The 13,739-nt window shown below is 72.8% G+C and carries 14 protein-coding genes and 1 tRNA gene; 6 read left to right on the forward strand and 9 right to left on the reverse strand.

Annotation, left to right across the window (positions count from 1 at the left end):
• Positions 1-6 precede the first annotated feature (6 nt).
• Genes nuoE through MOTC310_RS03030 form a run of 5 tightly spaced genes read right to left on the reverse strand, consistent with a single transcriptional unit; the run spans position 7 to position 4,250 of the window.
• A complete protein-coding gene (gene nuoE / locus MOTC310_RS03010; RefSeq protein WP_331300748.1) occupies positions 7-1,380 on the reverse strand; it encodes an NADH-quinone oxidoreductase subunit NuoE in 1,374 nt (457 codons plus the stop codon).
• 10 nt (positions 1,381-1,390) lie between these two features.
• A complete protein-coding gene (locus MOTC310_RS03015; RefSeq protein ID WP_331289628.1) occupies positions 1,391-2,581 on the reverse strand; it encodes an NADH-quinone oxidoreductase subunit D in 1,191 nt (396 codons plus the stop codon).
• Positions 2,582-2,597: 16 nt separating this feature from the next.
• Positions 2,598-3,245, reverse strand: coding sequence for an NADH-quinone oxidoreductase subunit C (locus MOTC310_RS03020; RefSeq protein ID WP_331300749.1), 648 nt, complete (start codon positions 3,243-3,245; stop codon positions 2,598-2,600).
• Positions 3,246-3,254: 9 nt separating this feature from the next.
• On the reverse strand, positions 3,255-3,842 hold the full coding sequence (locus MOTC310_RS03025; protein ID WP_010686017.1) for a NuoB/complex I 20 kDa subunit family protein: 588 nt from the start codon (positions 3,840-3,842) through the stop codon (positions 3,255-3,257).
• A 42-nt stretch (positions 3,843-3,884) separates the two neighbouring features.
• Entirely contained in the window at positions 3,885-4,250 is a 366-nt protein-coding gene (locus MOTC310_RS03030) for an NADH-quinone oxidoreductase subunit A (RefSeq protein ID WP_007560754.1), read from the reverse strand.
• A gap of 377 nt (positions 4,251-4,627) precedes the next feature.
• Between MOTC310_RS03030 and MOTC310_RS03035 the strand changes: the two genes are divergently transcribed.
• Positions 4,628-4,704: transfer RNA gene (locus MOTC310_RS03035), tRNA-Asp, on the forward strand.
• Positions 4,705-4,781: 77 nt separating this feature from the next.
• Here the strand turns inward: MOTC310_RS03035 and MOTC310_RS03040 are convergent.
• Both MOTC310_RS03040 and MOTC310_RS03045 read right to left on the reverse strand, forming a co-directional pair.
• On the reverse strand, positions 4,782-5,699 hold the full coding sequence (locus MOTC310_RS03040) for an EamA family transporter (RefSeq protein WP_331300750.1): 918 nt from the start codon (positions 5,697-5,699) through the stop codon (positions 4,782-4,784).
• Positions 5,700-5,729: 30 nt separating this feature from the next.
• The gene (locus MOTC310_RS03045) at positions 5,730-6,053 is read right to left on the reverse strand and encodes a DUF1127 domain-containing protein (RefSeq protein WP_331300751.1); all 324 of its coding nucleotides are present in this window, start codon (positions 6,051-6,053) and stop codon (positions 5,730-5,732) included.
• A 114-nt stretch (positions 6,054-6,167) separates the two neighbouring features.
• On the opposite strand from MOTC310_RS03045, the gene MOTC310_RS03050 reads away from it, so the two are divergent.
• Complete coding sequence (locus tag MOTC310_RS03050; RefSeq protein ID WP_331300752.1) at positions 6,168-7,559, forward strand: aminotransferase-like domain-containing protein; 1,392 nt, start codon at positions 6,168-6,170, stop codon at positions 7,557-7,559.
• Positions 7,560-7,569: 10 nt separating this feature from the next.
• On the opposite strand, the gene MOTC310_RS03055 is transcribed toward MOTC310_RS03050, so the two are convergent.
• Together MOTC310_RS03055 and MOTC310_RS03060 are read right to left on the reverse strand one after the other, a co-directional pair.
• A complete protein-coding gene (locus MOTC310_RS03055) occupies positions 7,570-7,863 on the reverse strand; it encodes an ATP-binding protein (protein WP_331300753.1) in 294 nt (97 codons plus the stop codon).
• Positions 7,864-8,871: 1,008 nt separating this feature from the next.
• Positions 8,872-9,537 carry a response regulator transcription factor gene (locus tag MOTC310_RS03060; RefSeq protein ID WP_020092230.1) on the reverse strand — a complete coding sequence of 222 codons (666 nt, stop codon included), beginning with the start codon at positions 9,535-9,537 and terminating at the stop codon, positions 8,872-8,874.
• Positions 9,538-9,864: 327 nt separating this feature from the next.
• Here MOTC310_RS03060 and MOTC310_RS03065 point away from each other — a divergent pair, with 327 nt between their 5' ends.
• The 4 genes from MOTC310_RS03065 to MOTC310_RS03080 all read left to right on the forward strand — a co-directional run bounded on the left by MOTC310_RS03065 (position 9,865) and on the right by MOTC310_RS03080 (position 13,737).
• The gene (locus MOTC310_RS03065) at positions 9,865-10,551 is read left to right on the forward strand and encodes a DNA-binding protein (RefSeq protein WP_331300754.1); all 687 of its coding nucleotides are present in this window, start codon (positions 9,865-9,867) and stop codon (positions 10,549-10,551) included.
• A gap of 121 nt (positions 10,552-10,672) precedes the next feature.
• The gene (locus tag MOTC310_RS03070; protein WP_331300755.1) at positions 10,673-10,954 is read left to right on the forward strand and encodes a hypothetical protein; all 282 of its coding nucleotides are present in this window, start codon (positions 10,673-10,675) and stop codon (positions 10,952-10,954) included.
• Between the two features lie 79 nt (positions 10,955-11,033).
• Positions 11,034-12,785: an ABC transporter ATP-binding protein gene (locus tag MOTC310_RS03075; RefSeq protein ID WP_331300756.1), complete on the forward strand. Its 1,752-nt coding sequence runs from the start codon at positions 11,034-11,036 to the stop codon at positions 12,783-12,785.
• A 76-nt stretch (positions 12,786-12,861) separates the two neighbouring features.
• Entirely contained in the window at positions 12,862-13,737 is an 876-nt protein-coding gene (locus MOTC310_RS03080; protein WP_331289617.1) for an aldose 1-epimerase family protein, read from the forward strand.
• The last annotated feature ends 2 nt before the right edge of the window (positions 13,738-13,739 follow it).

Below are 13,739 nucleotides of genomic sequence, written 5' to 3' on the forward strand. Positions count from 1 at the left end.
AGGTCCTCACTGAGCCGGCGCCGACAGGGCCTTGGCCTGCCCCACCCAGTTCTCGCGGTCGATGCGACCCGGGAACGCGAGGTAGGTGCCGACCCAGGCGATCTCGTCGCGGGACCAGGCGGCGATCTGGTCGAAATGGTAGATGCCGAGCCCGTTCAGGCGCTGGCTGTTGCCGGGGCCGACGCCCTTGATGCGCGTCAGCTCGTCCGGCTTCCCGGCGCGGGCGGCGTCGAGGCCCGGCGGGCGCTTGCCCACCGCGTCGGCCTTCTGCTCGGGGCTGGCATCCTTCGGCAGGGCCGCGAGGGCGCCGGCGATGCGGGCCTCCTCGGCCTCGGCCGCCACCTCGCCCTCGCTGGCACCGGAGGCTTCCGGCTGCTGCGGGACGGCGTCGCGCTCCGGCACCTCCTGGTGGCCCTGCTCGCCGGCGGCGGGCTCGCCCTCGGCGACGCGCTTGGCCGGCGAGTCGAGCACGTCGGCGTCGCCCTGGCGGGCGGCGCCGTGCTTGGCGGTGGACCGGCCGCGCTCGGCCGCGTCCGCGCGATCCTCGGGCTTCACCGGTGTCTCGCCGTCGGCGGCGCGCTGGGCCGGCGCGTCGGTGACCGCACGCTCCACGGGGCGTCCGGCATCGGGCCGCGCCGGCTTCGGGTTCTCGGCCGCCTGCTGGGTTCCGGAGGCCGCCTCGCCGGTCTTGGACGCTTGGGCGGCGGCCGGCTCCTCGATCTTGCCGGCCTCCTCGAAGCGCTTGCGCCACGCGCCGACCCGCGAGCCGTCGAACAGCGTCGGGTCGGTGAGGGTGTTCACGGCACCCTGAGGCTCGGACGAAACGCGCCCGGTCTGCGAGCCGACCTTCACGGGCCGGCCGGCGGCGAGGTCGTCCATCAGCTGGCCGAGCGATTCGGGCGTCAGGTCCTCGTAGTAATCCTGGTTGATCTGCACCATCGGTGCGTTGCAGCAGGCGCCGAGACACTCGACTTCCAGCCACGAGAAGGTGCCGTCGGCCGAGACGTGGCCGGGCGGCCCGAGCCGCGCCTGGAGCATCTCCTTGAGGCCCCGCGCGCCGCAGGAATCGCACGGCACCGTGCCGCAGACCTGGATCCAGAATCGCCCGACCGGCTCCAGGGCGAACATCGTGTAGAAGGTCGCCACCTCCAGCACGCGGATGTTCGGCATGCCGAGCTCGGCCGCCACCGCCTCGATGGCCGCGCGCGGCAGCCAGCCGCCGTTCTGCTCCTGCGCCCGCCAGAGCAGCGAGATCACCGCCGAGGCCTGACGGCCTTCCGGGTACTTGGCGATCTGGGTCCTGGCCCACTCGGCGTTCTCGGGGGAGAACGCGAAGCTCTCGGGCTGCTCCGAGGCGGGGGCGAGTCTGCGGTTTGCCATCGCTGCTGTCTTACCGATCCACTTCGCCGAAGACGATGTCGAGCGTGCCGAGCACGCAGGACACGTCGGCGAGAAGGTGCCCGCGGCACATCCAGTCCATCGCCTGAAGATGCGCGAAGCCCGGCGCGCGGATCTTGCAGCGATACGGCTTGTTGGTCCCGTCGGACACCAGATACACGCCGAACTCGCCCTTCGGCGCCTCGACTGCCGCGTAGACCTCGCCCTCGGGCACGTGGAAGCCCTCGGTGTAGAGCTTGAAGTGGTGGATGAGCGCCTCCATCGAGCGCTTCATCTCCCGGCGCGGCGGCGGCGCGAACTTGCCGTCGAGCGCCGCGATCGGCCCCTGGCCGGCGGGCTCGCGCAGCTTGGCGACGCACTGCTTCATGATGCGCACCGACTGGCGCATCTCCTCCATGCGGATCACCTGGCGATCGTAGGTGTCGCCGTTCTTCCCGACGGGGATGTCGAACTCCATCTCCTCGTAGCACTCGTAGGGCTGCGCCTTGCGCAGGTCCCACGGGATGCCCGAGCCGCGCACCATCACGCCCGAGAAGCCCCACTCCATCGCCTCGTCCACCGACACGATGCCGATATCGACGTTGCGCTGCTTGAAGATGCGGTTGGCCATGACGAGGTCGTCGAGATCCTGGACGACCTGCAGGAACGGGTCGCAGAACGCGTCGATGTCGTCGATGAGCTTCGGCGGCAGGTCCTGGTGGACGCCGCCGGGCCGGAAGTAGTTGGCGTGGAGCCGGGCGCCGGAGGCCCGCTCGTAGAAGATCATCAGCTTCTCGCGCTCCTCGAAGCCCCAGAGCGGGGGCGTGAGGGCGCCGACGTCCATCGCCTGCGTGGTGACGTTGAGCAGGTGCGACAGCAGGCGGCCGATCTCGCAGAACAGCACACGGATCAGCTGCGCGCGGCGCGGCACCTCGATCCCGGCGAGCTTCTCGATCGCCAGGCAGAAGGCGTGCTCCTGGTTCATCGGCGACACGTAGTCGAGCCGGTCGAAATAGGGCGTCGCCTGCAGGTAGGTCTTGTACTCGATCAGCTTCTCGGTGCCGCGATGGAGCAGCCCGATATGCGGGTCGACCCGCTCGACCACCTCGCCGTCGAGTTCCAGCACGAGGCGCAGCACGCCGTGCGCCGCCGGGTGCTGCGGGCCGAAATTGATCGCGAAGTTGCGGATGTTGTGTTCGGTCACGGACGGTCTCCGCGGCTCATGCCGACGTCTTCTCGTCGCCGGGCAGCACGTAGTCGGTGCCTTCCCACGGCGACAAGAAGTCGAAGTTCCGGAATTCCTGCGTCAGCTGCACCGGCTCGTAGACGACCCGCGCCTGGTCCTGGTCGTAGCGGACCTCGACGAAGCCGGTGAGCGGGAAGTCCTTGCGCAGGGGGTGCCCCTCGAAGCCGTAATCGGTGAGCAGGCGGCGCAGGTCGGGATGGCCCGAGAACAGGATCCCGTAGAGGTCGTAGGTCTCGCGCTCGTACCAGTTGGCCGCCGGGAAGACCTCGATCACCGAGGGGACCGGCGTCACCTCGTCGGTCTGCACCTTCACCCGGATGCGCAGGTTATGGCGCAGGGAGAGCAGGTGGTAGACCACGTCGAAGCGCTTCTCGCGCTGCGGGTAGTCCACGCCGCAAATGTCGATGAAGTTGCGGAACGCGCAGGCCGGATCGTCGCGCAGGTAGGTGAGCGCGTAGACGATGTCGGAGGCCTGGACCACCAGCGTCAGCTCGCCGAACGCGATGGCGTGGGACACCACTGCCGGGCCGAGGGCACCGACGACGCGCTCGGCCATGGTGGCCACGGCGGCGTCGCCGTAGACCGGCTGGGTGTGGGGCAGGATCGAGATGCCGTTCGTCATGGCCGCTCCTCAGCGCTCGATCGTGCCGGTCCGGCGGATCTTCTTCTGCAGCAGCAGGACGCCGTAGAGCAGCGCCTCGGCGGTGGGCGGGCAGCCGGGCACGTAGATGTCCACCGGTACCACCCGGTCGCAGCCGCGCACCACCGAGTAGGAATAGTGGTAGTAGCCGCCGCCGTTGGCGCAGGAGCCCATCGAGATGACGTAGCGCGGCTCCGGCATCTGGTCGTAGACCTTCCGCAGCGCCGGGGCCATCTTGTTGGTGAGCGTGCCGGCGACGATCATCACGTCGGATTGCCGCGGCGAGCCGCGCGGCGCGAAGCCGAATCGCTCGCAGTCGTAGCGCGGCATCGACATCTGCATCATCTCGACCGCGCAGCAGGCGAGACCGAAGGTCATCCACATCAGCGAGCCCGTGCGGGCCCAGTTGATCAGCTCGTCCGTGGTGGTGAGCAGGAAGCCCCGGTCGGCCAGCTCGTCGCTGATCGACAGGAAGGTCGGGTCGTCCGCGCCGATCGGGCGGCCGGTGTTGGGATCGATGATCCCCTTCGGCTGGGGCGCGATCGCGGGGGCGCGGTTGGTGTCGGTGATCAGGGCCATCGGCGACTCAGGAATTCGGTGCGGGCGGCGAGCGGCGGGACATCAATCCCATTCGAGGGCGCCCTTGCGCCACTCGTAGACGAAACCGACCGTCAGCACGCCCAGGAAGACGATCATCGACCAGAAGCCGAACCAGCCCAGGTCCCCGAAGGTGATCGCCCAGGGAAAGAGGAACGCGACCTCGAGGTCGAAGATGATGAACAGGATCGCGACGAGGTAGAAGCGCACGTCGAACTTCATGCGGGCGTCGTCGAACGCGTTGAAACCGCACTCGTAGGCCGAGAGCTTCTCGGGATCGGGGCTCTTGAAGGCCACCAGGAAGGGGACGACCAGCAGCGCCGTGGCGATGAACAGCGCCACGCCGATGAACACGATGAGCGGCAGGTAATCCGCCAACAATCCGGTCATGCCAGGGCCTCGCGAGACGAGTGAAACCGCGGTGCGACGCCGACCCGGATCCGCCCGTGGAATTGTTCTTATGCCAGGATGCGCGCGGCCGGAGGCTTAGTCGAGCCGCCGGCCCGTGACAATGGCTTGTCGCGTCGCACAAAGCGCGCTGTCAGCCGTCCTGTCCGTCATGCCCGAGATGGGTGCGCGCGGCGCCGGCACAACACGACGGAAGCGCGCAGGCCCCGAGTCGCGGGCCTGGTATGCCCCCGGGAGAAGATCCGGGATCGCGGCGGGTGCGAATCCGTTCCGGAGGCGCTTGACAGGTCACCGGGCGCCCCATAAACCCCGCCCCGTCGCCGGGCGAAACGCCGCCCTCTCCGAGGCGACCACGCCGTGCGGGCGTAGCTCAGTTGGTTAGAGTGCCGGCCTGTCACGCCGGAGGTCGCGGGTTCGAGCCCCGTCGCCCGCGCCACGTCCCTTCCCGAACAATCTATAGCACCGGCCTCGCGATCGCGACGACGCTCGTCATGCACCTCGGGTGCGCGCGGGTCACGTCACCTTCGGCGGTGCACCCGTCGCGGGTCTGATCGGGCCGCGCCCCGCGGGCCGGACGGCGGCCCGGCCGCCCCTGAGGCTCAGGGCGATCCCGAACAGGATGAGGCTGCCGCCGGCCAGGATGTCGGCGCTCAGCGGCTCGCCCAGCACGAGGTGCGTGCTCAGGATGCCGGCCACCGGGACCAGCAGCGCGAACGGCGTCACCGCGGCGGCCGGGTAGCGGGTCAGCAGCCGGCTCCAGAGGCCGAAGGCGAGGAGCTGCGTCGGGTAGGCCTGGAAGGCGATCGAGGCGCTCGTCACCCAGTCGGGATGGGTCAGGGCCCGGACGGCGTCGGAGCCCTCGACGATCAGCGAGAGGGCGAGCAGCGGCGGCGTCGTGGCGAGGCTGCCCCAGACCATCAGCGCGAGCATGTCGACGCGGCCGATCCGCTTCGCCACGATGTTGGCGCTGGCCCACGACAGGGCCGCGCCGACGACCAGCAGCACCGGTCCCGCCGGCGCGCCCCCTGCCCGCCCAAGCGCCACCGCGGCGACGCCGAGGAGCGCGACCGCGCCGCCGATCACCTGGAGCGCCCGCGGGCGCTCCTTCAGGACGATCCAGGCGAGCGCCACGGTGAACGGCACCTGCATCTGGATGAGCAGCGACGACAGGCCGGCCGGCATGCCGAGGCGGATCGCCGTGAACAGCAGCCCGAACTGGCCGATCCCCAGCGCCAGCCCGAAGGCCGCCACCAGGGCGGCGGGCGCCCGGGGCGGGCGGATCACCAGGGCGGCCGGCAGGGCCGCGAAGCCGAATCTCAGGGCGCACAGCATCAGCGGCGGCACCGTCACCAGCCCCACCTTGATAGCCACGAAGTTCACACCGAGGAGCGTGACCACGAGGAGCGCGGCCAGCCCGTCACGCAGCGTCATCGGCGCGATCCTAGGCCCCGGGCGCCCCGATCACCAAGGGCGCACGGCGGTCCGGGCCCGCCGGCGCTCGTCGCGCCGGCCGACCAGCAGGTGGATCGCGTCGCTCGTGCCCGGCACGCAGGCATCCGCCACGTCCTGGGGCGTCAGGCCGATATCCTTTAATTCTCGGTCCGACAGCGTCGACAGGCGCTGGAGCACGCGCCGGTTCATCGCCGCCCGCGACAGGCCCGCGCGCACCTCTGCGCCGACGGCCAGCACGGACCCCACCGTCCGGGCGAGCCATCCGCTCCGCGGTCTGATTCGGGATTCGGTCGGGACGTCGAGGGCGACGGTTTCGGTCAGGCACTGGGTCATGGATCCCCTCCTCCATCGTTCCGGGGCATCGCGATCCTGGCGATCCGGGGCTGGCGGCGACAGGAACACTTCGGTACGGTTCGGAAGAATTGTCCGGACGAAAGAGCAGTACGGATGGCGGTCGCAGTCAGAAGCCCCGGGACGCGTGTCGAGGCCGTGGTCGGCGAGATTCGGGAGCGGATCGCCGCGCGGCGGCTGGTTCCGGGCGTGCGGATCCCCTCGGTACGGGCCTTCGCGGAGACGATGGGCGTCTCGAAATCCACCGTCGTCGAGGCCTACGAGCGCCTCGCCGCCGAGGGCGCCGTGGTGCCGCGGCCGGGCTCGGGCTTCTACGTCGCCGGCAAGACCCGGCCGCTCTCGCTCCAGGCGATGGGGCCGCGTCTCGACCGGATCGTCGACCCGCTCTGGATCACCCGGCAGGCGCAGCAGGCCGGCGCCGACCAGCTGAAACCCGGGGCCGGCTGGCTGCCCGATTCGTGGATGCCCCACGAGGCGATCCGCCGGGGCCTGCGCCGGGTGGCCCGCGCCGACCTCGCCGAGATGACCAATTACGACCGGCCCCTGGGCTACGAGCCCCTGCGCCACCAGATCGCCCGCAAGGTCGGCGAGAAGGGCGTCGGCGCCGAGCCCGACCAGATCGTGCTGGTCGAATCGGCCACGCAGGCGCTGGACCTCGTCTGCCGGTTCCTGCTCCAGCCCGGCGACACCGTGCTGGTCGACGATCCCTGCTACTTCAACTTCCTGGCGCTGCTGCGCGCGCAGCGCGTGTCGGTGGTCGGCGTGCCGATCACGCCGGAGGGGCCGGACCTGCAGGCGCTCGCGACCCTGCTGGAGCAGCACCGGCCGCGCTTCTACCTGACCAACGCGGCCCTCCAGAACCCGACCGGGGCGAGCCTCGCACCGACCGTGGCGCACCGGCTCCTCAAGCTGTGCGAGGCGCACGACACGCTCATCGTCGAGGACGAGATCTTCGGCGACCTCGAGCCCGAGGCGGCCCCGCGCCTCGCCGGCTTCGACGGGCTGGAGCGGGTGATCCAGATCGGCAGCTTCTCCAAGACCCTGTCGGCGGCCGCGCGCTGCGGCTGGATCGCGCTCCGGGCCGACTGGGTCGAGCCCCTGGTCGACCTCAAGCTCGCCCTCAGCCTCGGCAACGGCCACATCACGGCCGCGCTGGTGCACGCCCTGATCACCGAGGGCGCCTACCGGCGGCACCTCGCCGAGACCCGCCGCCGGCTCGCCGGCGCGATGGTGCAGGCCTCCGCGGAGCTGCGCGCCTGCGGCCTGGAGACCTGGGCGCAGCCCCGGGGCGGCTTCTTCCTGTGGATGCGCCTTCCGGACGGGCGCGACGGGGCCGACGTCGCCCGCCGGGCGCTGGCCCGCGGCATGGTGCTGGCGCCCGGGACCTCGTTCAGCCTGTCGGAGGCTTGGAACGGCTACATGCGCTTCAACGTCGCCCACTGCGCCGATCCGCGGATCCGGCCGATCCTCCGGGAGGCGCTGGGCTGAGGGGTGTCGGTCAGGCCGGCAGCCGCAAATCCACCCGCAGGCCGCCGAGATCCGACCGCCCCAGGCTCAGGCCGCCGCCGTACAGCTCGGCGAGTTCCAGGGTGATCGGCAGCCCGAAGCCGTGGCCCGGCACGCCCTCGTCGAGGCGCCGGCCCCGGGCCATGACGGCGGAGGCCGCCGCCGGGTCGAGGCCGGGCCCGTCATCCTCCACCGACACGGCCACCGCGCCGTCGCGCGCCGTCGCCGAGACCCGCACGCGGACCCGGCACCAGCGGCAGGCATTGTCCACGAGGTTGCCGAGCATTTCGTCGAGATCCTGGCCCTCGCAGGAGACCGACAGGGTCTCCGGGACGTCGAGGTCGATCGCCGCACCCTTCTCGGCGTGGATCCGGGTCAGCGCCGCCCGCAGGTCCGACAGCCGGGGCGCCAGGGCCGTGCGGCCCCGGGCCGAGCCCGCCAGGNTGGTGCCGCACCCGCCGGTCCATGTCGTCCACCTGACGGCGCAGCGCGCCGTCCCGGTCGCGGGCGGGCTCGGCGAGCGCCATCGACAGGGTGGCGAGCGGCGTCTTGAGGGCGTGGGCGAGGTTGGCGACGTGGCCGCGGGCGCGCTCCAGGTTCTGCGCGTTCTGGTCGAGGAGCGCGTTGAGTTCCGCCACCACCGGCGCGATCTCGGCGGGCTGGTCCGCCGGCACGCGCTCGCGCCGCCCCGCCCGGACCGACGCGAGGTCCGCGCGCAGGCGCCTCAGCGGCGCGAGGCCGAGGTGCACCTGGAAGGCCAGGCCCGCGAGCAGGCACAGGCCGAGGATGCCGAGCGCCAGGGCGAGGCTGGTCAGCGCCTCGCGCAGCGGCCCGCGCAGCTCCCCCTCCGGCGCCGCCACCACGATGGTCGCCGGCTCGGGCCCGGGCACGACCAGCACGCGGGCGACGAGGGGCTCGCCGCGCGGCCCCGTGCCCGAGGCCGGGCGCGGCCGGCCCGGATCGTCGTCCGGTCCCGGATCGGACAGGCGGATGTCGCCGCCGCGCAGGGAGCCCGAGCGGATGGTCTCGGTTCCGCGGCGCACCTCCCAGGCCCAGCCGGGGCCGGGCCGGTCGAAGGGCGGCGCGTCGAGACCCTGCGGGAGGATCCCGGCCTCGAGCCCGGCCCGCAGCGCGACGATCTGCGCGTCGAGCCGGCCGTCGAGCTGCCCGCGCACGAAGCGGTGCAGGATCACCCCGATGGCGAGGCCCGCCACCACCAGGGCCGCCAGCACCATCACCAGGGCCGCCGCGTGCAGGCGGGTGCGGAGCGAGCGCCGCGGCGGCGTCGCCGCCATCAGGCGGGCTCCGCGTGCAGGCGGTAGCCGTGGCCGCGCACGCTCTCGATCCGCGCCGGGGCGATCTTCCGGCGCAGGCGCGTGATGATCACCTCGACGGAGTTCGAATCGACGTCGGCGTCGCCCTCGTAGACCCGCTCGATCAGGTGCGGGCGCGGCACCACGGTCTCGCGGTTCAGCATCAGGCAGGACAGGACCCGCCATTCGAGACCGGTGAGCTTGAGCGGCAGGCCCTCGTGCTCGAAGGCGCCGAGGCCCGGATCGAAGCTCAGAGGGCCGCAGGTGATCCGGCTCGCGCCCCCGCCCTGGGACCGGCGCACGAGGGCGCGCAGGCGGATCACCAGCTCCTCCACACGGACCGGCTTCACGAGGTAGTCGTCCGCCCCCGCCTTGAAGGCCGCCACCTTGTCGCTCCAGCCGTCCCGGGCGGTGAGCACCAGCACCGGAAGGGTCCGGCCGGCCCCGCGCCAGGCCCGCAGCACCGACACCCCGTCGCCCTTCGGCAGGCCCAGATCGAGCACGACGGCGTCGTAGCCCTCGGTCTCGCCGAGATGCTGGGCGTCCTCGCCGGTGGCGGCGTGGTCGAGCACGAAGTTCTCGGCGCGCAGGACCTTGGCGACCTCCGCCGCGAGGGCCGCGTCGTCCTCCACCAGCAGGATCTTCACCGCTCTCACCTCCCCGTCCGGCCCGCGATGGCCGGATTCGACCGCCGCCGGAGCGATGCTCCGGGCGGTCGGTTTCACCCGCTGCCGCAAGGATTTTGGGCCGTGGCCTCACCCGGGCCGACGGGACGGCCGCGGCGCCGCCGCGACCTGTCGGCCCGCATCGGCGCCCGCTGCCAAGCCTCTGAGCCCGCACGGGTTCCACAGCGAGCGCTCTAGGGCGGCGCGTTTAACCGGGGCTGAACCGCGCGGTTCAGACCGGATTGCCGGCGGCTCCCTAGGAAGGGGCATCGGATCGAGCGGATCCGGACCCTGCAGAGGATTGAGATCATGAGCGACGACAAGACCATCGACGGGACCGCGCGGGAGGTCCGCGAGCCCGAGGCCGCCGGGCCGGCGTCGCGGGCGGTCCCGCGGCGGACCTGGGTGGTCGGCGCGGTGGCGCTGCCGCTGGCCCTGGGCGCCCTCGGCCTGTCCCTGGCGCAGGGCACGCCGTTCCAGCCGACGCCGGTCGCGCCGGTGGCGATCCAGGCCCTGGCCCCCTCGGGCGCGACCGCCATCAAGGGCGAGGTCGCGGAGATCTTCGGCAACAAGTTCGTGGTGCAGGACGGGACCGGGCGGGCCCTCGTCGAGACGGGCCGCGAGGGCGAGGGCGGCGGCCTCGTCGCCAAGGGCGAGACCGTGACGGTGCAGGGTCGCTTCGAGACCGGCTTCCTGCACGCCCGGGTCCTGACCAACGGGGACGGGCGCACGCTGCTGCTCGGGCCGGCCGGCGGCCCTCCGACCGGCGGCCTGGACTGGGCCAAGGACCGGCTCGGTCTCGGGCCGAAGCCCGACATGGCCGCCCTGACCGCCTCGGTCCAGGCGGCGGGCTACGGCGACGTGCGGGTCACGGGCCGCGGGCCGCGCCACTTCGAGGTGGCCGCGAAGGACCGGGACGGCCGCGAGCACCAGCTCCATGTCGGCTTCGACGGCCAAGTGCGGGAGCGCCCGGTGCCGGGGTTGCCGCCGCTCTGAGCCGGTCCCGGGCGGAAGGGTCCGCGTGCAACCCTTCCGCGCCTGCCGCGTCCTCCTGTCACTCGCCGGACAGGAGGTGCGCGCCGTGGAGCCGATGAAGCCGATGGAACCTATGAAGCCTATGGAGCCGATGAAACCGATGGAGCCGATGAAGGGCGCGGAGCCCTGGTGGCCGAAGGATCTGGGCGAGCCCGCGACCAGCGGCGCGCAGAACGGGATGAAGTACGCGTTCTTCCCGGACAAGCGCCGCCTCCTCGTCGACCGCGACGGGCAGGTCTCGACCTACGACAGCGGCGTCCACCGGATCGGCGGCGTCGCGCAGGCGGACGGGGCCGCCAAGACCCTGACCTTCACCGGCCAGGACGGCGAGGTCGACCTGGGCTCCCTCAAGAAGCTCGGCTGAGCCCGGCGTGGACAGGCCGGGACGGCGCGCTTAAGCCCGGCCCGACCATGCGAGCCGTCCCGCCAGACCCCGCGATGCCATGCGCGCGCTGATCGACCTCGTCCGCGCCATGCGGGCAGCCGACCGGCGCCGGCTCGGCCTGATCGCCCTCGGGCTCGCGGGTGCGGCGCTCCTGGAGGTGGTGGGCGTCGCCTCGGTGATCCCGTTCCTGACGCTGGTCGGGGACCCATCGGCGGCGACCCGGATCCCCTACTTGGCCCAGACCCGGGGCGCCCTCGGCCTGACCGACGAGCGCGGCTTCCTGCTGGTGACCGGCGGCGCGGCGCTCGCGGCGATCCTCGTCACCGCGCTGGTGAATGCCGGGCTGACCTACGCGCAGCTCCGGTTCACGCACCTGGCCGGCTACAGCCTCAGCCGGCGTCTGCTGTTCCGCTACCTCGACCGGGAGCGGCTGTTCTTCGCGCAGAGCAACAGCGCCGAGCTCGCCAAGAACGTGCTGTCCGAGACCGACCGGCTGGTCATCGGCGCGCTGACGCCCGCCACGGTGCTCGCCTCGCGGGCGAGCTCGGCGCTCGCGGTGATCGCCTTCCTGCTGGCCTACGCGCCGCAGCTCGCGCTGATCCTGGGGGGCGGCTTCGGCGGCCTCTACGTCGGGATCTACCTGGTGATGCGCGCCCGGCTGGCCCGGCTGGGCGGCCGCACCGTGACGGACAACGAGGCCCGCTTCCGGATCGTGCAGGAGACCTTCGGGGCGCTCACCGAGCTGAAGCTCTACGGGCGCGCGGAGGCGTTCGCGTCGCGGTTCGACGCCCCGGCGCGGGCCTACGCCCTCGCCACCGCGGCGAGCCAGCTCACCGGCCAGATGCCGCGCTTCGTCATCGAGGCGCTGGCGTTCGGCGGGGTGATCGTGGTGGTGCTGTTCGCGCTCGCCCAGGGGCTCGACGTCGCCGGGATCCTGCCGCTGCTCGGCCTGTTCGCCTTCGCGGGCTACCGCATGCTGCCGGCCTTCCAGAACATCTTCACCTCGGTGGCGCTGATGCGCTTCACCCTGCCGGCGGTGCGGGTAATCGTCGACGAGCTCGCCGACGAGCGCGAGCCCCGGCCCCGCACCGCGGAGCGGCTGCCCTTCGCGCGGGCGATCCGGCTCGAGGGCCTCGGCTTCGATTACGGCACCGGCCGTCCGGCCCTCGCCGGGATCGACCTGACGATCCCGGTCAACGCCACGGTCGGCCTCGCCGGGCGCACCGGCTCGGGCAAGTCGACCCTGGCCGGCCTGATCCTCGGCGTCCTGAGCCCGACCGCCGGGCGGATCACCGTCGACGGCCGGCCCCTCGATGCCGGCACCCTGCCCGCCTGGCAGAACCGGATCGGCTACGTCCCGCAGGAGGTGTTCCTGGTGGACGGCACCGTGGCGGAAAACATCGCCCTCGGCCTCGACGCGCCGGACCTCGCCGCCGTCGAGCGGGCGGCGCGGCTCGCCGGCGCCCACGACTTCGTCGCGGCCCTGCCCCACGGCTACGCCGAGCGGGTCGGCGAGCGCGGGGCGCGGCTGTCCGGGGGCCAGCGCCAGCGCGTCGGCATCGCCCGGGCGCTCTACCACGACCCGGACGTCATCGTGTTCGACGAGGCGACCTCGGCCCTCGACGACGAGACGCAGGCGGCCGTGATGCGGGCGCTGCGCGCCCTCTCGGGCCGGCGGACGCTGATCCTGATCGCCCACCGCCTCTCGACCCTGGAGGGCGCCGACGCGGTCCACGTCCTGGAGGCGGGCCGGATCGTCGCCTCCGGGCCGCCCGAGGCGGTCCTGCCGGGGCTCGGCACGGCCGCGTGACAGACCCCGCGCGGGGCCCTTGCGTCCGGCCCCGCCTCCGTTACCTCGGCTGTCCGAGGCAGACCGGGAGAGCACCGTGACCACGCGCATCGAGCTGACCGCAGCGGACGGCACCACCGCGACGCTCGCGACCCACGGGGCCGAGCCGGTCTCCTGGCGGGTCGGCGGGACCGAGTATCTCTGGAGCGGCGACCCCGAGCACTGGAACCGCCACGCGCCCTGGCTCTTCCCGGTGGTCGGCGCCTCGGCCGGCGGGCACGTGACGGTCGGGTCCGAGCGCTACCCGATGGCGCAGCACGGCTTCGCCCGGGACCTGCCCTTCGCGGTGGTCGACCGGAGCGCCGACGCGGTGACCCTGCGCCTGACCGACGGGCCCGAGACGCGGGCGCACTACCCGTTCGCGTTCCGGCTCGACGTCGCCGCGCGGGTCCGCCCGGCGGGGCTCGACCTCGACGTGACCGTCGCCAATCCCGGCGACGTCCCCCTGCCCTACGCGCTCGGCTTCCACCCGGCCTTCCCGTGGCCCTTCGCGGGCGGCACCCGCGCCCGGGACGGCGGCTACGCGGTGGCCTTCGAGCAGGCGGAGCGGCCCTTCGCGCCCCAGGTCGGCCCGGGCGGCCTGCTGCTGCGCGACGAGCAGCCGATCCCCCTCGCCGGGGACACGCTGCCCCTCGATCCGGCGCTCTTCACCGAGGCCTTCGTGTTCCGCAACGCCCGCAGCCGCTGGATGCGCTTCGCCGGCCCCGGACGGGCGATCCGCATGGAGATGGCGGATTTCCCCCATCTCGCGGTCTGGACCAAGCCGACCGCGCCGTTCCTGTCGCTCGAGTGCTGGACCGGCTACGCCGACTGGGCGGACTTCGCGGGCGACCTCGCGGAGCGCGACTCGCAGCGCCTGCTCGCCCCGGGCGCCGCGGCGCGCCACGGCGTCCGCCTGACCCTGGAAGCCTAGCC

Source organism: Methylobacterium oryzae, assembly GCF_036441375.1.
GTDB classification, from domain to species: domain Bacteria; phylum Pseudomonadota; class Alphaproteobacteria; order Rhizobiales; family Beijerinckiaceae; genus Methylobacterium; species Methylobacterium oryzae_A.

Bases quoted from the DNA above. Each gene is read 5' to 3' on its own strand.
- nuoE (WP_331300748.1), bottom strand. From the start codon at position 1,380: ATGGCAAACCGCAGACTCGCCCCCGCCTCGGAGCAGCCCGAGAGCTTC.
- MOTC310_RS03020 (WP_331300749.1), bottom strand. From the start codon at position 3,245: ATGACGAACGGCATCTCGATCCTGCCCCACACCCAGCCGGTCTACGGC.
- MOTC310_RS03025 (WP_010686017.1), bottom strand. From the start codon at position 3,842: ATGGCCCTGATCACCGACACCAACCGCGCCCCCGCGATCGCGCCCCAG.
- MOTC310_RS03030 (WP_007560754.1), bottom strand. From the start codon at position 4,250: ATGACCGGATTGTTGGCGGATTACCTGCCGCTCATCGTGTTCATCGGC.
- MOTC310_RS03040 (WP_331300750.1), bottom strand. From the start codon at position 5,699: ATGACGCTGCGTGACGGGCTGGCCGCGCTCCTCGTGGTCACGCTCCTC.
- MOTC310_RS03045 (WP_331300751.1), bottom strand. From the start codon at position 6,053: ATGACCCAGTGCCTGACCGAAACCGTCGCCCTCGACGTCCCGACCGAA.
- MOTC310_RS03050 (WP_331300752.1), top strand. From the start codon at position 6,168: ATGGCGGTCGCAGTCAGAAGCCCCGGGACGCGTGTCGAGGCCGTGGTC.
- MOTC310_RS03055 (WP_331300753.1), bottom strand. From the start codon at position 7,863: ATGCTCGGCAACCTCGTGGACAATGCCTGCCGCTGGTGCCGGGTCCGC.
- MOTC310_RS03065 (WP_331300754.1), top strand. From the start codon at position 9,865: ATGAGCGACGACAAGACCATCGACGGGACCGCGCGGGAGGTCCGCGAG.
- MOTC310_RS03070 (WP_331300755.1), top strand. From the start codon at position 10,673: ATGGAGCCGATGAAACCGATGGAGCCGATGAAGGGCGCGGAGCCCTGG.
- MOTC310_RS03075 (WP_331300756.1), top strand. From the start codon at position 11,034: ATGCGCGCGCTGATCGACCTCGTCCGCGCCATGCGGGCAGCCGACCGG.